Source organism: Phaeobacter sp. LSS9, assembly GCF_003443595.1.
GTDB classification, from domain to species: Bacteria; Pseudomonadota; Alphaproteobacteria; order Rhodobacterales; family Rhodobacteraceae; genus Phaeobacter; species Phaeobacter piscinae.
This window is the reverse complement of sequence record NZ_CP031956.1, coordinates 1854218-1874368: the sequence shown is the minus strand read 5'-3', so window position 1 is coordinate 1874368 and position 20151 is coordinate 1854218. Positions and strand designations below refer to the sequence as shown.

General features: G+C 63.6%; 14 protein-coding genes. 8 read left to right on the top strand and 6 right to left on the bottom strand.

The window, feature by feature from the left end; all coding sequences use genetic code 11:
* The first annotated feature begins 52 nt into the window (after nt 1-52).
* Both D1820_RS08890 and D1820_RS08885 read left to right on the top strand, forming a co-directional pair.
* Nucleotides 53-1063: an amidoligase family protein gene (locus D1820_RS08890; protein WP_118068647.1), complete on the top strand. Its 1011-nt coding sequence runs from the start codon at nt 53-55 to the stop codon at nt 1061-1063.
* Complete coding sequence (locus D1820_RS08885) at nt 1060-1758, top strand: gamma-glutamyl-gamma-aminobutyrate hydrolase family protein (protein ID WP_118068645.1); 699 nt, start codon at nt 1060-1062, stop codon at nt 1756-1758. The genes D1820_RS08890 and D1820_RS08885 overlap by 4 nt, the downstream gene beginning before the upstream one ends.
* Nucleotides 1759-1865: 107 nt before the next feature.
* Here the strand turns inward: D1820_RS08885 and D1820_RS08880 are convergent, their stop codons facing one another.
* From D1820_RS08880 to D1820_RS08860, 5 genes are all read right to left on the bottom strand, one after another.
* Nucleotides 1866-4082: an NADP-dependent isocitrate dehydrogenase gene (locus tag D1820_RS08880; protein WP_118068643.1), complete on the bottom strand. Its 2217-nt coding sequence runs from the start codon at nt 4080-4082 to the stop codon at nt 1866-1868.
* A 337-nt stretch (nt 4083-4419) separates the two neighbouring features.
* Nucleotides 4420-5271, bottom strand: coding sequence for an ABC transporter permease (locus tag D1820_RS08875; RefSeq protein ID WP_118068642.1), 852 nt, complete (start codon nt 5269-5271; stop codon nt 4420-4422).
* A complete protein-coding gene (locus D1820_RS08870; RefSeq protein ID WP_118068640.1) occupies nt 5264-6031 on the bottom strand; it encodes an ABC transporter ATP-binding protein in 768 nt (255 codons plus the stop codon). The genes D1820_RS08875 and D1820_RS08870 overlap by 8 nt, the downstream gene beginning before the upstream one ends.
* Nucleotides 6032-6082: 51 nt before the next feature.
* Nucleotides 6083-7102, bottom strand: a complete 1020-nt coding sequence (locus D1820_RS08865; RefSeq protein ID WP_118068638.1) for an ABC transporter substrate-binding protein — start codon at nt 7100-7102, stop codon at nt 6083-6085.
* Nucleotides 7103-7179: 77 nt separating this feature from the next.
* Entirely contained in the window at nt 7180-7860 is a 681-nt protein-coding gene (locus tag D1820_RS08860; protein ID WP_118068637.1) for a GntR family transcriptional regulator, read from the bottom strand.
* Nucleotides 7861-8051: 191 nt separating this feature from the next.
* On the opposite strand from D1820_RS08860, the gene D1820_RS08855 reads away from it, so the two are divergent.
* Both D1820_RS08855 and D1820_RS08850 read left to right on the top strand, forming a co-directional pair.
* Nucleotides 8052-9185, top strand: a complete 1134-nt coding sequence (locus D1820_RS08855; RefSeq protein ID WP_118068635.1) for a metallophosphoesterase — start codon at nt 8052-8054, stop codon at nt 9183-9185.
* On the top strand, nt 9182-11794 hold the full coding sequence (locus D1820_RS08850; RefSeq protein WP_118068633.1) for an AAA family ATPase: 2613 nt from the start codon (nt 9182-9184) through the stop codon (nt 11792-11794). Before D1820_RS08855 ends, D1820_RS08850 begins: the two co-directional genes overlap by 4 nt.
* Before the next feature lie 12 nt (nt 11795-11806).
* On the opposite strand, the gene D1820_RS08845 is transcribed toward D1820_RS08850, so the two are convergent.
* Complete coding sequence (locus D1820_RS08845) at nt 11807-12292, bottom strand: SH3 domain-containing protein (protein ID WP_254683395.1); 486 nt, start codon at nt 12290-12292, stop codon at nt 11807-11809.
* Nucleotides 12293-12565: 273 nt separating this feature from the next.
* On the opposite strand from D1820_RS08845, the gene D1820_RS08840 reads away from it, so the two are divergent.
* The 4 genes from D1820_RS08840 (at nt 12566) to D1820_RS08825 (ending at nt 20083) form a co-directional block, all read left to right on the top strand.
* A complete protein-coding gene (locus tag D1820_RS08840) occupies nt 12566-13552 on the top strand; it encodes a D-glycerate dehydrogenase (protein ID WP_118068630.1) in 987 nt (328 codons plus the stop codon).
* A gap of 41 nt (nt 13553-13593) precedes the next feature.
* Nucleotides 13594-15384, top strand: a complete 1791-nt coding sequence (gene ggt / locus D1820_RS08835) for a gamma-glutamyltransferase (RefSeq protein WP_118068628.1) — start codon at nt 13594-13596, stop codon at nt 15382-15384.
* 141 nt (nt 15385-15525) lie between these two features.
* Nucleotides 15526-16929 carry an FAD-binding oxidoreductase gene (locus D1820_RS08830; RefSeq protein WP_118068627.1) on the top strand — a complete coding sequence of 468 codons (1404 nt, stop codon included), beginning with the start codon at nt 15526-15528 and terminating at the stop codon, nt 16927-16929.
* A gap of 643 nt (nt 16930-17572) precedes the next feature.
* Complete coding sequence (locus D1820_RS08825; RefSeq protein ID WP_118068625.1) at nt 17573-20083, top strand: FAD-dependent oxidoreductase; 2511 nt, start codon at nt 17573-17575, stop codon at nt 20081-20083.
* Nucleotides 20084-20151: the final 68 nt, after the last annotated feature.

The following is a 20151-nucleotide window of genomic DNA, read 5'->3' as shown; positions in this document are numbered from 1 at the left end:
GAACATTTTCAGAGCGGTGACGTTGAGCCAGAGAGCGACAACGGAGCCAAACATGGGTGAAAGTGAGTTGAAAGGCGGGGTAGGCTGTGCCGCTGGAGGCGCACCGGACGTGATCGCAGCCCCCCTGCCGCAGGCGCGCAGATCTGCAGCGGCCCGCAAGGTGGGCGTCGAGATTGAGTTCGGCGGCCTGTCCGTTACGCACGCTCAAAAAATCGTGCAGCGTGAACTTGGCGGCGAGATCCGAGCGCAGGATCGCGCTGACGGACCAAACCCCCATGTCAAGGCTACGGCGCTGGGTGACGTAGAGGTCTATCTCGACAGCCGTTATCGCAGCAAACCGGGCCTCGGCAAAACGCTGGTCGCCATGGCGGAACCGCTGATCCCGGTCGAAATCGTCACCCCGCCGCTGAAACAGTCGCAGCTGTCGCAGCTGGATCAGCTGTGCGTCAGATTGGCAGAGGCCGGGGCCACGGGTACGCAGGACGGTGTGCTGAACGGCTTTGGCGTGCATCTCAATGTGGAAGTTGCCGATATGACGGCTGAGCATATCGGGCCGGTGCTGACGTCCTTTGCGCTGCTGGAGCCGCTGTTACGCCGAATGCCGGGGATCGACCTGTCGCGCCGTGTGCAGCCGTTCATCGCGCCCTATCCCAAGGCCTTGGTAGACGCGTTGTGTGCGTCCCCTCCGCAGACCATGGACGATCTTCTCCGCCTCTATCTTGAACATGCCGCCGATCGCAATCACGCGCTGGATCTGCTGCCGCTGCTTGCGGATTATGCCCCGGACCGCGTGCGTGCAGCCTTGGGAGAGGGAGACAAAACCGCCGCGCGGCCTGCCTACCATTACAGATTGCCTGATTGCCGTCTGGGGGACCCCGACTGGTCGATCACCCGTGAGTGGAACCGCTGGGCCGAGGTAGAACAGATCGCCCGCGATGGGCGGCTGAAAGCTCTGATTGAAGGCTGGCAAGCGCGACCGCGCAGCGAACAGTTGATGAGCCGGGAATGGGCCAAACACGCGGCTGATATCCTCGGCGTTGCCAACCGGGAGGGCATCGCATGAAACCGAGGATTGCCGTGACAGTCTCGCGCCGCAGCGGTTGGCGGATTTTTCCGCTGATGGCTCTCAATATCTGGCTGGCAGGTGGCCGTGCGGTCCGTTGGCAAAGCAACCGTGAGGCGGATCTGTCCACGGTAGATGCCGTGGTCATTGGCGGAGGTGATGACATTGCGCCAACACTGTATGATGGTCAGATCATGCCTGAGGTCCGGTTGGATCCCGACCGCGACGCGCTGGAGGCAGCCATCGTGCGCGAGGCGACGCGTCAGGATGTACCCCTCTTGGGGATCTGTCGCGGCGCGCAGATGTTGAACGTGGCGCGCGGCGGGCGGCTCTATCAGGACGCCTACGCCTTCTATGGTCAGCAGAACTACAAAACGGTTCTGCCTCGCAAAGAGGTCACCATTACCAACAACAGCGTGTTGCGCCGGGTGTTGGGCGTGCCCAGGCTCAAAGTCAACGCATTGCACAGCCAGTCCGTCAGCGATTTGGGGCAGGGGCTGCGGGTCACCGGGCGCGATCAGTCTGGCATGGTGCAGGCGGTTGAGGATCCGGGGCGACGTTTTGCGATTGGTGTGCAGTGGCACCCTGAGCATCTGTTCTACCGCGCGGCACATCTCAATCTGTTTCGCGCCTTGGTTGCGGCAGCCAGATCCAAACGGGATACACCCGAAGATCAGATGCGCTGCGCAGGCTGATGTCTGACACGGGCTTAACAACCTAGTCACAAAAGAAAACGCCCGGATCGCTCCGGGCGTTTTTATGGTTTAGGGGCAGTATGTCGCCCGGTCACGTAGCCGCGTGATCAGCCGATGATGCCGTTCAGCGTGGCACTGGGGCGCATGACGGCGGCGGTTTTCACCGGATCGGTGTGGAAATAACCGCCCAGATCCGCAGCCTGACCTTGCACCTCTGCCAGTTCGGCAAGGATCGCCTCTTCCTTGGCGGCCAGTTCCGCGGCGATGGGCGCGAAATGCGCGGCCAGCTCGGCGTCATTCCCCTGTGCGGCCAGCGCCTCGGCCCAGTAACGGGCGAACCAGTAGTGGCTGGCGCGGTTGTCCGGCTCACCCACCTTGCGCGAGGGCGAGCGGTTGTGGTCCAGAATGCCCTGTGTCGCAGCCTCGGCGGCGGCACCCAGCACGCCCGCCTTGGCGTTGCCCTTGCTGTCGGCGAGGAAGTTCAGCGATTCACCCAGAGCACAGAACTCACCCATGGAGTCCCAGCGCAGGTGGTTTTCTTCCACCAGCTGCTGCACGTGCTTGGGCGCAGAGCCACCAGCCCCGGTTTCAAACAACCCGCCACCGTTCATCAGCTTCACAATCGACAGCATCTTGGCCGAGGTGCCCAGTTCCAGGATCGGGAACAGGTCGGTCAGATAGTCGCGCAGCACATTGCCGGTGATGGCGATGCTGTCCTTGCCTGCGGTGATGGTCTTCAGCGACTGGGCGGTCGCCTCACGCGGGGCCATGATCTGGAACAGGTCGGATTTGCCAGCCGCATCCAGTGCGGGCTTCACATATTTGATCAGCTCAGCGTCATGGGCGCGGTTTTCGTCCAGCCAGAAGATCGCCTCGGAACCGGTCAGACGCTGACGATCCATCGCCAGTTCGATCCAGTTCTCGATCGGGGCTTTCTTCACGGTGCAGGAGCGCCAGATATCTCCGGCCTCAACCTCATGTGAATGCAGCGTCTCGCCGTTGGCCAGCACGATGCGGATGGTGCCATCGGCAGGTGCTTCGAATGTGGTCGGGTGGGAGCCGTATTCCTCGGCCTTCTGCGCCATCAGGCCAACATTGGCGACGGAGCCTGCGGTGGTCACATCCAGCGCGCCATTGGCTTTGAAGAAGTTGATGCTCTCGTCGTAGACGGTGGAATAGCAGCGGTCGGGGATCACGCAGTTGGTGTCGCCCTTGTTGCCCGCTTCGTCCCAGCCCTTGCCGCCTGCACGGATCACCGCTGGCATGGAGGCGTCGATGATCACATCGGACGGCACATGCAGGTTGGTGATGCCCTTGTCACTGTCGACCATATACATGGACGGACGGTCCAATGCGGCGATCTCAGCCTTGATGGCATCCGCATTGGGCAGGCCATCAATGGTCGCCAGAACCGCGCCAAGGCCGGAATTGGCAGAGCCGCCTGCCGCTTCGATTTCAGCGCCGTATTTGTCCCAGACCGGACCCAGCCATGCCTTTACCGCGTGGCCAAAGATGATCGGGTCAGAGACCTTCATCATGGTGGCCTTCATGTGCAGCGAGAACATGGTGCCGTCGGCTTTGGTGTCTTCAATCGCGCCCTTCAGGAAGGAAGACAGCGCCTTGGCCGACATGAAGGTGGCATCAGCAACGGTGCCTTCTTCCAGCGGCCAGCTGTCCTTCAGCACGGTGACCGCACCGTCCTTGCCGGCGAATTCGATCTTCGCGGTACCGGCCTGTGCTGCAGAGATGGTGGCGGAGACTTCGTTGGCATAGAAATCATTGCCCGGCATCGACGACACTTTGGTCTTGCTGTCTGCGGACCATTTGCCCATCGAATGCGGGTTGTTCTGGGCGAAGTTTTTCACCGCTTTGGCTGCGCGACGGTCAGAGTTGCCTTCGCGCAGCACCGGGTTCACAGCCGAACCCTTGATGGTGTCATAGCGCGCGCGGATCTCTTTTTCCGCATCGGTTGCCGGATCTGCCGGGTAGTCCGGAACTGCAAAGCCCTGCGCCTGCAATTCGGCAATCGCGGCGGTCAGCTGCGGTACAGAGGCCGAGATGTTGGGCAGCTTGATGACATTGGCCTCAGGCGTTTTCACCAGTTGGCCCAGTTCGGCCAGATCATTGCTCTGACGCTGGGTGTCGCTCAGCGCTTCGGGGAAGGTCGCAAGGATACGGCCCGCCAGCGAAATGTCCTTGGTCCCGACGGAGACGCCTGCCGCCGCGGCAAAGCTGCGGATGATCGGCAGCAGCGAGGCGCTGGCCAGCTCGGGGGCTTCGTCTACGATGGTATACAAAATGTCGGGGGTCGAATTTTCTGCCATATTCCACAACCTTTTTTCAGCGATATCGGAAACTTGGGTGAGCGGTTGGCGCTGCACCGGATGGACGGGGTGCTGCGGTCCAGCTTGGATGCGGGGCGGTCATTCTGTGTCAGATCTGCTCTGACAGACCGGCGGCCCGCGAGGACAACAGCCATTCATATGGCCCCCCGTGTAAATCAGCTGGCGCGCGGGCGCAATTGCCAGCAGCGCCTTTGTGGGGTGCAGATTGCCGCGCTTTTGAGATTATTGGGGTGTTTTGCCGCCTATAGTGGCAGTTTTTCCGGTTTGGGAGCCGCAAGAGGCACGGGCCTGCTGCGACTCGAAAACGGGGGCCTGCTCAGCTGCGCCAGCGCAGCAGGCGGCGTTCGATCAGGCCGATCAGGCTGCTGACCACCACGCCGAGCACCGACAGGATCGCAACCCCGGCAAACAACCGTTCCAGATCATAGAGCGATCCGGCCTCCAGAATATACGCGCCGATGCCATGTTCCGCGCCCAGCATTTCAGCGGCCACCAGCAGGATAATGGCAATCGCCAGACTGATGCGCAGCCCCGACAGGATACCCGGCATCGCACCCGGCAGCACGATCTTGCGCACAATCGACAGCCACGAGAGGTTAAAACTCTGCCCCATGCGGATCAGCGACCGGTCCACATTGTCCACAGCGCCATAGGTGGCCACGACAGTGGGGGTGAACGTACCAAAGGCGATCAGCGCATATTTCGACCCCTCATCAATGCCGAACCAGATCACAAACAGCGGCAGCAGAGCGATTTTCGGGATCGGGAACAGCGCAGCCACCAGTGGCACCAGCCCTGCGCGGACATAGGAAAACAGCCCGATCATCAGCCCGACCCCAATGCCGACACTGGCCCCAAGGGCGGCGCCAACCACCAGCCGCGACAGCGAGACACTGACATGGGTCCACAGCAGGCCAGAGGCATAAAGCTCCCCCAATGTGGCCAGCACGTCACTGGGGCGCGGCAGCGTCAGGTTGGAGATCCAGCCCTGACGGGTACCCAGTTCCGCCAGCACCAGCAACAGGACAAAGACGAGCGCGCCCACCCAGCGGGCGCCGCGCGGCGCAAAGCCGCCGCCGCGAAACTGCACTGGGCGCACCGGCGCATGCTGGTGGGGCGTTGCCGTGCTGGGGGCAGGCGGGAGTGTGGCCATCCGGGTGTCAGACATTCATCAGCTCCGCATCTGCCGCCCGCGCCTCGTCACGCATCAGCTGCCACAGGTATTTCTGTTTCTGTTCAAGATCCGCATCGCCGAACGCGCGTTCGGCCAACGGTGTGTCCAGATGCACGATCTCGCGGATCTGGCCGGGGCGGCGGGACAGCACCACGATGGCATGGCCCAGCCGCACCGCTTCGGCCAGGTTATGGGTGACATAGACCGCAGTGAATGGCGTGCGTGTCCACAGCGCCACCAGATCATCCATCAGCAATTCACGGGTTTGGCTGTCCAGTGCCGACAGCGGCTCATCCATCAGCATCACTGCCGGGTTCACCGCCAGCGCCCGCGCAATCGCCACCCGCTGCTTCATACCACCCGACAGCTGCTTAGGCAGCGCCCCGGCGAATTCGCTTAGCTTGGCGCGCGCCAGAACATCGTCGATGATCCGCGCCGCTGCCGTGCCGCGAATGCCGTGATCCTCCAGCACCAGACTGATGTTGCCCCGGACCGTGCGCCAGGGCAGCAGGGCAAAGTCCTGAAACACATATGTCAGCGGATTGAGACAGCCCTCCGGCGGTTGCCCCACCTGCAACACCTCGCCCGTCGCAGGCCGCTCCAGCCCGCCGATAAATCGCAAGAGCGTGGATTTGCCACAGCCCGAGGGGCCGACGATGCAGACAATTTTGCCGCTGGGAATATCCAGCGTGATGTCGCTGAGCACCGCGACATTGTCATAGGCATGACCCACCGCTGACAGGCGAATATCCATGATGTTGCTCCGCAAGAGGATGCGCCGGGGCAGGGTGCCCCGGCACAAAGGTCAGCCGATACTGTCGACGTAGCTGGGATCGATGATTGTCTCCAGCGAGATATCGGCATCCACAAGCTTCTCCGCCTGGAACCAGGCCAGCTGATCCGCCAGCGATTTTGTGTTCATCGCGGCACCTTCGTTCAGGCGCATGGTGCCGTTGATGATCGACTTGGCGGCTTTGTCGCGGGGGCGGTCGGCATAGACATATTTGTGGATCAGATCGACCATCTGATCGACGCCCGCATCACCGCTGGCCCGGTCGATCATGGTGGCGTTGTAGTCGGCAACCCCGCGGCTGTAGGCGCTCAGGAAATCGCGGGTCATCTGCTGTTCCCCGCTGGCGTTCTGGGCCGAGGTAAACACCGTCGTCACCTGATAGTCGGGCAGATAGTCCGCCACATCGCCAATGATATGCACCGCACCCGATCCCGCCAGGGGTTTCGCAATATGCGGCACGATGGACCAGGCATCAATCTGGCCGGATTTCAGCGCGCCGATGATGGCCCCGACTTTTTGCAGCGGCTTGAAGGACAGCGACACGCCTTCCTTCTCCGCCATACGCGACCCCATGTAATGGAAGGATGACCCGGCCGTGGTCATGCCGAAGCTCTTGCCATCCAGCGCCGCCGGGCTGGTGATGCCCGCCTGATAGGCCGCATCGGAGACCAGGATTTTCTGCCCGTCAATGCCCGGCTCTTCCGAGAGGGCGCCGCCGATCACCTTGATCGCGCCGCGATTGGCAAGGGAGATCAGACCGCCCGACATCGCTGTGATTGCATAGTCCACATCGCCAGAGGCAATTGCCACCGACATCGGCGAGGCCGCCTGGAAAAACCGCAGTTCCACATCCAGCCCGGCATCGGCGAAATAGCCACGTTCCTGCGCGATAAAGCTCGCCGAATGGCTGGTGAAGCGCAATGCCCCCAGCACGATTTTCCGCTTGCTCGCCAGCGCCGGTGTGGCCAGCCCCGCAACGGCGCCCGCACTGCCAAGGGCCGCAAGCGTGCGGCGGCGTGTCCAATGGGTCATGTCTTAATCCTCCCTCTTCGTGATTGTCGTTCCGGACCAATCCGGCCCGTAGCGTCCGCGGTTCCTTCGCGGCAGCGTCAGACGCCCCTCGCCCCTGTCATCATGTCACCCGTCACATAGGTCTCCAGCGCCGTCACCGCGGCCTCTGTGTCGCGCGCCAGAACCGCCTCCACCAGCGCCTGTTGTTGTTCTGCGCGGGCGGCGAAATCCAACCGCCCCTCCCGCAGAAGCGCCAGACGGAACCGGCGCGACTGATCATAGAATTTCAGCTGCATATCCGACAGCCGGGGCGAGTGCGCGGCCTCCACAAGCACTGCGGCAAAGCTCCGGCAGGCCATATCCCAGTCCAGCGCCAGCGCATCATTGGCCTCGTTCAGCAGCGCCTCTTCGGTGCGGCGCAGCGCATGGTGGGCGGCCAGAACCCGGCCCTCCCATTGTACATCGCTGCGCGCCAGCCCCAACCGCAGGCCCAGCCGCTCCACCTCCAGCCGCATGAACAGAATATCCCGCAGATCATCCTCGGTGGCCGAAGTCACGCGAAAGCCGCGCTGGGCGGTTGCCTCCACCAGCCCCTCGGCGCTGAGCATCCGCAGAGTTTCGCGCATGGAGTGGTTGGAGCCGCCGTAACTCTGACGCAGCGCCTCAATCTTCAGCTTCTGATCCGGTCGCAGCACACCAAAGGAAATGTCCCGCCGCAGCGCTGCGGCCAGCACAGCAACAACCGTGTCTTCCTCCGACTGTGCGCGTCGACCAAACATGCTTTGATCCCTATTTTGCAAAATATCCAACATTTTTGCCGCGCCAGTCCCCCTCTGTCAATGGGGGCGCCCGCCCCTTTGCGCGCGCGCCTGCGACGCTTGCGCCGGGTCGGCGTTGACGCCCCGGCGCGGCTCTGTCACTCCTGCAATCCACCCAACTCAATCGACCGCTTCGAAGGATCTTGCCCCGCATGACCAGCCTGCGCCTGCTGCACACCTCTGATCTGCATCTGGGCAAGCGGTTTGGCCAGTTCGATGAGGAAACCCGCGCCGCGCTGCAACAGGCTCGGCAGGGCATCCTGTCCCGGCTGGCCGGGATCGCGACGACAGAAGGCGCGGGCCATGTGCTGATCGCGGGGGATCTGTTTGATACCGAAACCCCGTCGGCGCGGGTGATCCGGCAGGCGCTGGCGGCAATGGCGGCAGCGGATCCGGTGCAATGGTGGATCATTCCCGGCAATCACGACAGCGGCGCGGCAGAGCCGCTTTGGGCGGAAATGGCGCGCCACGCGCCGCAGAACGTGCATCTGCTGATGCAGCCCACGCCGGTTGAGATCACGCCCGGGGCCACGCTGTTGCCCGCGCCCTGCGAGCGCCGTTTCGCCGGACAGGATCGCACCATCTGGATGGACAGCGCCGAGACGCCGGAGGGGCATCTGCGGATCGGTCTGGCCCATGGGGCCGTGCTGGATTTCGACCGTGATCAGAACGGGGCCGAGACAATTGCCACCAACCGCGCCAGCAGCGCTCGGCTGGATTATCTGGCGCTGGGGGATTGGCACGGTGATTTCACCCTGAATGCCCACAGCCGCTACCCCGGCACGCCGGAACGGGATCGGTTCAAACATCCGGGGCGCGGCAGCTGCTTGCTGGTGGACCTGCCGGGACCGGGTCAGCCGCCACAGCTGCGTCCGGTCGAGGTGGGACAATACCACTGGCAGGATCTCACGCTTGAGCTGGCGCCGGGGCAGGATATCGGCGCCCTCATCAGAGAGGCGCTGCCGGATGATCCGCAGGACTGGCCCAATTGTATGATCCGCATCCGCGCGCGCGGCTGGGTCACCGCAGATCAACACATGCAGCTGTCGGGTTTTGTGGCAGAGCAGGCTCCGGCGTTTTGCCACCTCAGCCTTGATGGGGATGACTTGCGCATTGAACACCGGGCGGAGGATCTGGATCAGATTGCAACCACCGGCGCGCTGCGCGCTGCGGCAGAGGTCCTGATGGCTGAGAGTCAGAACAGCGCCCTCGCCGAGGAGGCCCGCGATGTGGCCGCCGCCGCGCTGAACCGGCTCTATGCCGCTGTGCGGGAGGGCGCGGAATGAAGCTCACCTCCATTCGCCTGACTAATGTGCGCCGCTTTGTCGATCCGGTGGAGATTACGGGTATCGGTCCCGGTCTCAACCTGCTCAGCGCGCCGAATGAGCAGGGCAAATCCACCATCTTTGACGCCCTGCATGCGCTGTTCTTCAAGGATGCGAAATCGTGGGACAAAGAGGTACGCGCGCTGGCTCCGCATGCGGGTGGCGATCCTGAGATCGAGGTCGAGCTGACCCATCAGGGCAGTCATTTTCGCATCGCCAAAAGCTTTACCAAATCAGCAGGCAAAGGCACCGCGCGCATTTGGCGCGAGGGGGGGCTCCTGCATCAGGCCGACGCGGCGGAAGCATGGCTGCGCGACCTCATCGCGCCGCCCAAGGACGGGCCGGTCGGCATGCTCTGGCTGCGGCAGGGGCTGACGGATTTTGCCGATGCCAAGGACACGCTGGAGGCGCGGCGCGATCTGATGTCCTCCCTTAGCGGTGAGGTCGAGGCCGTGACTGGCGGGCAGCAGATGGAACGCCTGCGCCGCCGCCTGCGCAGCGATCTGGACCGCATGGTCACCAGCCGTGGCGCGCGCAAGGGTGGCCCGCTCGCCGAGGTGGAGGCCCGCGTGGCCACGCTCGCTGAGCAGCGCGATGCTTTGGCCGGGCAGGTCGCCGACCTGCGTCAGCTGCTGGACCAGCGGCACCTCCTGCGCCGCGAACAGGCGGAGCTTGCTGCGCCGGAGGAAACTACCGCCCGCCAGTCCCGGCTGAACCACGCCGAAACCGCGCTGGCCGCTGCTGAACGTCACCGCGAGAAATGTGAACAGGCCCGCCGCGCGCTTGATCTCGCTGTTTTGCAACGCGACGGGCAGGCGGCGCGGATCGAGACACAGGCCGAACGCCTTGCCGATCACGCCCGCGCCACCACCGCGCTAACGCAGGCGGCAGAACGGCGCGACAGTACCGCAGAGCAGTCGGCGCAGGCGGCCCAAGAGTTGAAAGAGGCGGAGAGCGGGGCAGGGCAGGCCTGCGAAAACGCTGCCCAGGCGCGGAAATCCGTGGCCGCCGCCCTGCGGTCTGAGGCCGCAGAACAGGCGCAGTTGCGGCGCACGGAGCTGAGCGAACGTCTGGCACAGTTTGATGCGCTTCAGGCACGTCTTGCCAAGGATCGCCAGCAGGCCGGGCAGGGCGTTGATGCGGATGCGCTCGCCCAGCTGGAGGATCTGGCGCAGGCTGTCACCCTGGCGCAGCACGCCCGCACCGCCTCTGCGGCGGCACTCAGCGTCCGCTACCTGCCGGGCAGCACCACAGCGCTGCGCCTCAACGGTGAGACCTTCGATGAGGGGGATGAGATTGCCTTGCCGGATGGTGGTGAGCTGGAGGTTCCGGGCCTTGCCACAGTCACGCTGCATCCTGCCCGCAGTGAGGAGGCCGGGGCGGTCTCCGAGGCCGAAACCGCGCTGGCAACGGCCCTTGGTCAGTTGGAATTTGAGACACTGGCACAGGCCCGCGCTGCCCATCAGGCGCGCCTTGCCGCCACCGCCCGGCTGAAGGAAGGCGAAGCCACCCAGCGCGCACTTGCCCCCGAGGGGCGCGAGGCGCTGGTTGCGGCGATCGCGGCCCTGCCCGGTGGCGCCGACCCGCAGCCCCCCTGCGATCCGCTGCCGGATCGCACCACGCTGGAGGCCGCACTGGCGGAGGCGGAGGCCGGTCAGACACAGGCGGAGGCCGATCTCGCCAAAGCCCGCATCGAGGAGGGCGTCGCCCAGCAATCCGCACATGGTGCCCTGGCCGAGGCCAAAGCGGCGGAGGCCGATCTCGACCGCGCCACGCAGGCCCTCGGAGAGACGGAAGCCGCCACTACAGAGCTGGCCGCCCTGAGGGCCGAGATGCCTGCCTTGGATCAGACCGTTGCTGAGGCCCGCGCCGAAGATGCCCGCCTGACCGCTGCCGCCCCCGATCTGGAACAGGCCCGCGCCGCCTGTCAGCGGGCCCGCTCGGTGGTAGAGGCCGCACAGGCCCGGTTGCAGGATTTGGCGCGCGATCTGGCCGTCTTGGACGCGCGTATCAGCGCCCATGCCAGCCACGCGGTTGAGGAAGAGCTGGCCGAGGTGACCGACCAGCTGGCCGTTGCGGAGGCCCGACAGAAGGCGCTGCAGTTCGAAGTGGCCACCCTGCGTCGTCTCGATCAGGCGCTGGAGGCCGCGCAGGCGGGCGCGCAGGCGCAATATCTGGGGCCTCTGATGGCAGAGCTGACGCCGCTGCTGCGTCGCCTCTGGCCCGAGGCGCAGGTGCAGGTCGATGCCGACAGCGTGCTGCCCAGTCAGTTGGCGCGCGGCGCGGCAGAGGAACAGCTGACCCAGTTGTCAGGCGGCACGCAGGAACAATTGGCGCTGATGGTGCGGCTGGCCTTTGCCCGGTTGCTGGCCAAATCTGGCCAAGGCATCCCGGTCATACTGGATGACGCGCTCGTTTATACCGATGATGCCCGCATTGAGGCGCTGTTTGATGCGCTGACGCTTCAGGCCAATGATCTGCAAATTCTGGTGTTTTCCTGCCGGCAGAAGAGCTTTCGCGATCTGGGCGGCACCAGCCTTGCAATCCGCCCCGCCGACGATCGCGACTGACGGCCTGATGGCTCAGTCGCGCAGCTCCTCCGGGGCCACGCCCCAGAGCTTCTCCTTGGGCGCCCAGCCGCGATAGCCGCCGGCCGAAATCGAACACCAGCTGACCTCGCATTTGCCCAGTCGGGCCACCACGCCCAGTTCAAAGGCAGCCGTGACCGGCGCGCCGCTGTCGGGGCGGGCGTGCACCGTCAGCATGTCCTCTTCGATCAGCACGGTCCGGGCACCGGACAGCAGCGCATAATGCACCCAGCCACCGGCGCCATCGCGATCACGCACCCGGCGCCAATGGCCATATTCGGCGGTGATCTCCAGCGGCATCCCGCGCCGTTTGAACACCCAGTCGATCTTGTGGGTCAGGGAAGGGCCACGGCGCACATTGCCCTCAGCGGCCTTCATCGACACGAAACGCGGCAGCGGCAGATTGGTCACCGGGCCGCGCTCATCTCGCGCGGCACCTTCAGCCGGGATCATCGCGCCGGTTGTTGCAATCAGGGTCATGGCGACCACGGCCAGCCGGGACCGCAGATAAGATGCCGAAATGTTCACTGCCTGCTCGCTTCTTCTTTTTGCTGCCTGTTACCTGCCTGACCAACCTGAACGCACTGCGTTTTCTGCCGACCCGCCCCTGATCTGATGTCCGGGTGCCATGTGGTCTGAAAAAAGAAAGCCGCGTCAGATGGGCCGAGGTGCGGGATGGTTCTTGTGCCTGCCCGCGTCCTGCGCCACGATGCCATGAGGCCAGAGAGATTGCAAAGCCGAGGGAGAGCAGCAGTGGCAAGAGATCGTCTGAGTGTTGTCGTAACGCGACGGTTGCCGGAGCCGGTGGAAACCCGGTTGAGCGAATTGTTCGATGTGCGCTTGCGCGAGGACGACACGCCGATGAGCCGGACCGAGCTGGCCACCGCGCTAAAAGATGCCGATGTGCTGGTGCCGACGGTGACCGACAGCATCGATGCCGCCTTGCTGGCACAGGCCGGAGACCGGTTGAAACTGATTGCCAACTACGGTGCCGGGGTCGATCACATCGATGTGGCAACGGCGCGCCAGCGCGGCATTTTGGTGTCCAACACACCCGGTGTCCTGACCGATGACACGGCGGATATGGCCATGGCCCTGATCATGGCCGTGGCGCGCCGCATCCCCGAAGGTCTGGCAATCATGCAGAAAGGGGACTGGCAGGGCTGGTCGCCCACCGCTCTTCTGGGCGGGCGTCTGGCCGGGCGGCGTCTGGGGATTCTCGGCATGGGCAGCATCGGGCAAGCGGTCGCCAAACGGGCCGGTGCCTTTGGCATGCAGGTCCATTATCACAATCGCCGACGCCTGCGCCCCGAGATCGAGGACCGGTTTGAGGCCACCTATTGGGAAAGCCTTGACCAGATGGTGGCGCGGATGGATGTGCTGTCCATCAATTGCCCCTCCACGCCCTCGACCTTCCATCTGATGAATGCCCGGCGGTTGAAGCTGATGAAACCCGATGCGGTCATCGTCAACACCTCGCGGGGCGAGGTGATCGACGAACATGCGCTGACGCGGATGCTGCGCGCCGGTGAGATCGCCGGGGCAGGTCTCGATGTTTATGAGCATGGCACCGACATCAACCCGCGCCTGCGCGAGTTGGAAAACGTCGTGCTGCTGCCGCATATGGGGTCTGCCACGCTCGAAGGTCGCCTGGAGATGGGCGAAAAAGTTCTTTTGAATATCAAGACATTCGAGGACGGCCACCGGCCACCGGATCAGGTCGTGCCGTCCATGCTCTAGGGTTGCTGACGCAGCCCGCCATTTTTGAGGGAGGCGACGTTATGAAACATCTGTTCTGGGCCGGCCTATTGCTGGCAGCAACACCCGCTTGGGCACAGGAGGCGGCAGACGCCGTGGCACCCGAGGGCGCGGCAGAAACCGCAGATGCCGGGTTTGCGGCGATCAGCGACGCGGTTGCCGCTGCGATTCAGGCCAAATCCGATGGCACCCCGGTCGAGGCTGAGAACTGGATGGTTGCCGCCGCCAATCCACATGCGGTTGCAGCCGGTGCCGAGGTTCTGCGCGCGGGCGGGACTGCGGCGGATGCCATGGTGGCAGTGCAAACCGTTCTGGGGCTGGTGGAGCCGCAATCCTCAGGCCTGGGCGGCGGCGCATTTCTGGTCTGGTATGACGCAGCCACGGGCGAGGTGACAACGCTGGATGGCCGTGAAACCGCGCCGCTGGCAGCCACGCCGACGCTGTTTCAGGATGACGCAGGCGAGCCGCTCAAGTTCTACGATGCCGTCGTCGGTGGCCGCTCTGTCGGCACCCCCGGAACACCTGCCCTGCTAGAAGCGGCGCACCGGCGCTGGGGCCGCGCCGCCTGGCCCGGCCTGTTCACCGCAGCCATTGACCTGGCCGAAGATGGCTTTGCCGTCTCGCCCCGGCTGGCCGGTCTCATCGAAAAAGATGCCGACCGCCTGTCGCGCTGGTCAGAGACCGCCGATTACTTCCTGCCCGGTGGTACGCCGCTGGTGGCGGGCAGCACGCTGAAGAACCCCGCCTACGCCGACACCTTGCGCCGCCTCGCAGCAGAGGGCGCGCGCGGGTTCTATGTCGGTCCCGTAGCGGAGGCGATCACCAGTGCGGTGCGCGAGGCCGAGGGCAATCCCGGCGTCCTATCCGCGATGGATCTGGCGCTTTATCAGGTGAAGGAACGCCCCGCCGTCTGCGTCACTTATCGCGCCTATGAGGCCTGCGGCATGGGGCCACCTTCGTCCGGGGCGCTGACCGTGGGGCAGATCCTCGGCATGCTCGGCAATTACGATCTGGCGGAACTGGGCGCAGATAACCCCGATGCCTGGCGGTTGATCGGCGACGCCTCGCGGCTCGCCTTTGCCGACCGGGGGCGGTACATGGCCGATAGCGACTTTGTGCCGATGCCGACACAGGGGCTGGTGGCGCAGGACTACCTCGAAACGCGCGCCACACTGCTCAGCGGCGATGACGCCCTGCCGGAGGTGAACGCAGGCGCGCCGGAATTTGACCATGCGCTGCTGCTGGCCGATGATGAGTCGATTGAACTGCCCTCGACCTCGCATATCTCCATCGTCGATCAATATGACAATGTGCTGTCGATGACGACTACCATCGAAAACGGTTTTGGCTCGCGGCTGATGGCGGCCGGGTTTCTGCTCAACAACGAGCTCACGGATTTCTCCTTCCGCACTCATCGCGACGGGGTGCCGATTGCCAACCGGCTGGAGCCGGGCAAGCGTCCACGCTCCTCCATGGCGCCCACCATTGTGCTGAAGGATGGCGGGCCGGTGCTTGCCGTAGGCTCTCCCGGTGGCAGCCGCATCATCGGCTATGTCGCCAAGACGATCATCGCTTGGGCGGATTGGGGCATGGATGTGCAGCAGGCGGTGGCGCTGCCCCATGCGGTCAACCGCTTTGGCACCTATGATGTGGAGGCGGGCACCCGTGCCGAGGGTATGACGCAGCCGCTCACCGATATGGGGTTTGAGGTCAATGCCCGCGACCTGAACTCTGGTCTGCATGTGATCGAAATCGGTGACGGGCTGAAAGGTGGCGCAGATCCGCGCCGCGAAGGCATCGCACTTGGCGAGTGACATCGCCGCCCGGCCACATCCGGCCGGGCGTCCGATACCCTACCGACTACTGGGTATTGCTGGACCTTTGCACCGCTGTGTAAGTTAACAGGTGAAGTGCCGGGCAATCGTCCGGCACACGCCTATTTGGGGGATAAGACCATGGTGCAGGCCACAGCATTGCCGCGCAATGAGACCGGTATCAACGCGGTGATTGACGTGTTGAAACAACGCTTTGGTGAGCAGCTGCAGACCGGGCAGGCGATCCGCGAGCAGCATGGCCACACCACCACATGGATCACCAATCAGCCACCGGATGCGGTGGTCTTTCCGACCTCCACCGATGAGGTCGCAGAGATCGTCAGGACCTGCGCCGACTACGGCGTCCCGGTGATCCCCTATGGCACTGGTACCTCGCTTGAAGGCCATGTCAACGCCCCCGCGGGCGGCATCTGCGTAGATATGATGCGGATGGACAAGATCCTTGCGGTCCATGCCGAAGACCTGGATGTGGTGGTGCAACCGGGGGTGACCCGCGAGCAGCTCAACACCTATCTGCGCGATCAGGGCCTGTTCTTCCCGATTGATCCCGGCGCCAATGCCTCGCTCGGCGGTATGGCCGCGACCCGCGCCTCCGGCACCAATGCGGTGCGCTATGGCACGATGAAGGACAATGTACTGGCGCTTGAGGCGGTGATGGCAGACGGCGGGGTGATCCGCACCGCCCAGCGGGCCAAGAAATCCTCGGCTGGCTATGACATGACCCGCCTTCTGGTCGGCAGCGAAGGCACGCTGGGTCTGATCACCGAACTGACCCTGCGGCTGCAGGGCATCCCGGAGGCGATCCGCTCAGCGCGCTGTGCCTTCCGCAGTGTGGATGACGCCTGCCGCGCGGTGATGATGACCATCCAATACGGCATCCCGGTGTCCCGGATCGAATTGCTGGACGAGATGAGCGTGCGCGCCGCCAACGCCTATTCCGGCCTCGACCTGCCGGAAATGCCGCTGTTGCTGCTGGAGTTCCACGGCTCAGAGGCGGGCGTGGTGGAACAGGCGGATACCTTCGCCCAGATCGCTGAGGAATTCGGCGGTTTTGATATCGCGGCGACCTCCACCGCTGAGGAGCGCAGCAAGCTTTGGCAGGCGCGCCACGATATGTATTGGGCCAGCCTGCAGCTGCGCCCCGGCGCCAGGGGGATCTCCACCGATGTCTGCGTGCCAATCTCGAAACTCGCCGAATGTGTCAGCGCTGCGCGCTCGAAAGCCGAAGAGATGGACCTCCTAGCGCCGATGGTCGGCCATGTCGGCGATGGCAATTTCCACGCGCTGTTGCTGATCGACATGGACAGCGACGCGGAACGGGAGGCCGCCGATGCCTACGTCGGCTGGCTGAATGAGTTGGCGATCTCCATGGAGGGCACCTGCACCGGGGAACATGGTATCGGTCAGGGCAAACGCCCCTATCTCAAGCAAGAGTTGGGCGAGACCACCCGCTATATGGCCGCGATCAAGGCGGCACTGGACCCTGAGAATATCCTCAATCCCGGCAAGATCCTGGAGATTTGAGGTCTGCCTGCCGACAGCACAGCGCGCCAGTCTGACGTCGGAGTTTGAGTATTTAGAGAAAGGTGACAGGACGGACCTCGCTCTGTCACCTTTCCTGAAATACTCACGGCGCTGCCCTTGCAGGAGCAGAAGGCGGCCCGTTGCGAAGCCGCCGCACGGTGGGCTTACCTTTGCCCAATCTGAAACTGTCATGATCTGAGCTGATCGCGATCACCGCCGGGACTGACATCCCCGGCACTTTGGAACAGGGCCCTTGGCAGGGGCACGCACAACCGACGTTCAGCGTGCGGGGCAGATTGCCCCGTCCCACCTCCGCTTCCGGCGGCGCCGCCACTTCTTATTGTTCGTTATTCTGGCCGTATAGCAGCACCGATCAAACGGCCGCAGCAGGGTATAAGAGAACGATACTCCGGCAGGGCAGTGCCCCGACCGGACCAAAGCCATGCGCATCGCGGGCTGTGCAAACCCAAGCGGCAAATCGGGGCCATGACCACGAAAACCGACAGGGGGCGGGCAGAAACCTGCATTCCGGGCGACGCTAGGTCGGTTTTGTCATGTTTTGGGTCGGATGGATTTGGCGCAAAATCTGCAGGCGGGGCATAACTCCCTGCAAACGAGTCATCATTTTCCGGAGAGCGGGCCCATGAAAACCCAAGTCAAAGCATTGGTCGTCGGCGGCGGCGCTGTCGGCACCTCGATTGCCTATCACCTTGCCAAAGCAGGCTGGGACGACGTCATGCTGATTGAGCGTGACGAGCTGACCTCCGGTTCGACATGGCACGCGGCGGGTCTCCTGCCGCTGTTCAACATGTCTTATGCGACCACCCATATTCACAAATACTCGGTCGATTTCTACAAGACCCTTGAGGAAGAAACCGGCCTCAACGCAGGTTTTGCCGTGGTGGGTAACCTGCGGATGGCGCAGACTCAGGATCGCATGGATGAATATATGCTCTATGCCTCCACCGCCGAGACCTGCGATGTCGACTACGAATGGCTGACCCCGGATCAGATCAAGGAACGCTGGCCGCTCATTGAGACTGGCGACCTGAAAGGTGCGATCTACCACACCGAAGATGGCTATATTAACCCCGCCGATGTGACCCAGGCGATGGCCAAGGGCGCCCGTCAGCGCGGCGTTGAGATCCACCGCAAGCTGCAGGCTGACGACTTCCACTGGAATGGCACCCATTGGGAGGTCACCTGCACCAAGATGGTTGAGAAGGGCGGCAACCTCATTGAGAGCGACGAGAAAGTCGTGATCACCGCTGAGCATGTCGTCACGGCCTCTGGTAACCACGCGCAGCGCACCGCCAAGATGCTGGGCATCAAAATGCCAGCGATTCCGGTTGAGCACACCTTCATCGTCATGGACAAGGACCCCGAGCTGGTCAAATGGCGCGAAGCCGGCAACCCTGAACACCCCGTTATCCGCGACGCCGACAATGAATCCTATGCCCGTGAGGAGCGCGGCGGCTGGATCCTTGGCATCTATGAGCACGGCGCACCTGCACGCTTTGAGCATGGCGTGCCAGACAGCTTCCGCGCCGACCTGTTCCCGCTGGATCTGGACCGGATTGCCGATCAGTATATGGCGATGGCCGAGCGTGTGCCCTCCTGCGCCGAATCCGGCCTCAAGGACGACTTCAACGGCCCGATCTGCTACACCCCCGACGGCAACCCGCTGGTTGGCCCGGCTCCCGGCCTGCGCAATATGTGGCTGGCAGAGGGTTTCTCCTTCGGCATCACGGCGGCGGGCGGCACCGGCTACTACCTGGCGCAGATGATGGTGGACGGCGAGGCCGAGATCGATATGGCGTCGCTCGATCCGAAACGCTACTCCTCCAACTGGATGACCACCGAATTTGCGGCGCGCAAGAACGAAGAGTGCTATGAGCACGTCTACATTCTGCACCACCCGGATGAAGAGCGCCCGGCAGCCCGCCCGCTGCGCACAGCACCTGCGTTTGACCGCCAGAAAGCACGCGGCGCACAGTTTGGCTGGGTCAACGGCTGGGAACGCCCGAACTATTTCGGCCCTGTCGATGCCCCCGACAACTTCGACGAAGAGAGCCGCTCCTTCCGCCGTGGTGGCTGGTGGCAGCATGCCGTAGATGAGGCCAAGGCGATCCGCGAAGGGGTTGGTCTGGTGGATGCAACCGCCTTCACCAAACATGTCGTCAAAGGCCCTGGTGCGACCCAGTTCCTGGATTGGTTCACCTGCAACAAACTGCCGAAGGTTGGCCGCATCAACCTGACCTATGCGCTGACCGCCTTTGGCACCACCCGCACCGAATACACCATCGTCCGCAATGGCGAGAACAACTACTACCTCGTCTCCGCCGGTGCCTGGACCGAGTATGACGCCGACTTCCTGCGCAAGGCCGCAGAGGACAAGATGGAGGAGTTCGGCTATATCGAGATCCAGGATGTCACCACCCAGTGGGGCGTTTTCGCCATCGCAGGGCCGAAATCCCGCGATGTGCTGAAAGAGGTGATCGTGGATGCCGATCCGGAAACCGCACTGTCCAACAAGCGCTTCCCCTGGCTGTCGGCCCGTCAGATCGAACTGGGCATGTGCCCGGTCAATGCGATCCGCGTGGCCTACACCGGTGAACTCGGCTGGGAGCTGCATCACCCGATCGAGATGCAGAACTACCTGTTCGATCTGTTGGAAAAGGCGGGCGAGAAGCACGGCATGAAGCTGGTCGGCGCGCGCGCCCAGAACTGGCTGCGTCAGGAAAAATCCTACCGCGCGTTTGGCAACGAACTGGGCCGCGACGCGACCCCGCTGGAAGCCGACCTGCCGCGCTTTGTCGATCTGGAGAAAGACTTCCACGGCAAGGACAAACTGGTTGAGACCGGCGTGCGCGTCAAATGCTGCACCCTGCTGATCGACGGTCCGTCGGACGCTGATCCCTGGGGCCACGAGGCGCTTTATGCTGAAGACGGCACAACCCGTGTTGGCCGCCTGACCTCTGGCGGCTATTCGGTGGCCTTTGAGAAATCCATCGGCATGGGTTATGTAAAACCCGACGTTGCGGTGGAAGGCACCAAGTTGCAGGTCAAGATGCAGGACAAGCTGTGGGATGCGGTCGTCACCTGCGACAGCCCCTACGATCCGAAGAACGAGACCATCCGTCAGAACGGGTGATCTCTCGGTTCTTTTGCGCAGACTAAAACAACAACGCCCCGGCCAATGTGCCGGGGCTTTTTCATCTG

Coding starts and splice junctions, on each gene's coding strand:
- D1820_RS08890 (WP_118068647.1), top strand. CDS start 53: ATGGGTGAAAGTGAGTTGAAAGGCGGGGTAGGCTGTGCCGCTGGAGGC.
- D1820_RS08885 (WP_118068645.1), top strand. CDS start 1,060: ATGAAACCGAGGATTGCCGTGACAGTCTCGCGCCGCAGCGGTTGGCGG.
- D1820_RS08880 (WP_118068643.1), bottom strand. CDS start 4,082: ATGGCAGAAAATTCGACCCCCGACATTTTGTATACCATCGTAGACGAA.
- D1820_RS08875 (WP_118068642.1), bottom strand. CDS start 5,271: ATGTCTGACACCCGGATGGCCACACTCCCGCCTGCCCCCAGCACGGCA.
- D1820_RS08870 (WP_118068640.1), bottom strand. CDS start 6,031: ATGGATATTCGCCTGTCAGCGGTGGGTCATGCCTATGACAATGTCGCG.
- D1820_RS08865 (WP_118068638.1), bottom strand. CDS start 7,102: ATGACCCATTGGACACGCCGCCGCACGCTTGCGGCCCTTGGCAGTGCG.
- D1820_RS08860 (WP_118068637.1), bottom strand. CDS start 7,860: ATGTTTGGTCGACGCGCACAGTCGGAGGAAGACACGGTTGTTGCTGTG.
- D1820_RS08855 (WP_118068635.1), top strand. CDS start 8,052: ATGACCAGCCTGCGCCTGCTGCACACCTCTGATCTGCATCTGGGCAAG.
- D1820_RS08850 (WP_118068633.1), top strand. CDS start 9,182: ATGAAGCTCACCTCCATTCGCCTGACTAATGTGCGCCGCTTTGTCGAT.
- D1820_RS08845 (WP_254683395.1), bottom strand. CDS start 12,292: ATGACCCTGATTGCAACAACCGGCGCGATGATCCCGGCTGAAGGTGCC.
- ggt (WP_118068628.1), top strand. CDS start 13,594: ATGAAACATCTGTTCTGGGCCGGCCTATTGCTGGCAGCAACACCCGCT.
- D1820_RS08830 (WP_118068627.1), top strand. CDS start 15,526: ATGGTGCAGGCCACAGCATTGCCGCGCAATGAGACCGGTATCAACGCG.
- D1820_RS08825 (WP_118068625.1), top strand. CDS start 17,573: ATGAAAACCCAAGTCAAAGCATTGGTCGTCGGCGGCGGCGCTGTCGGC.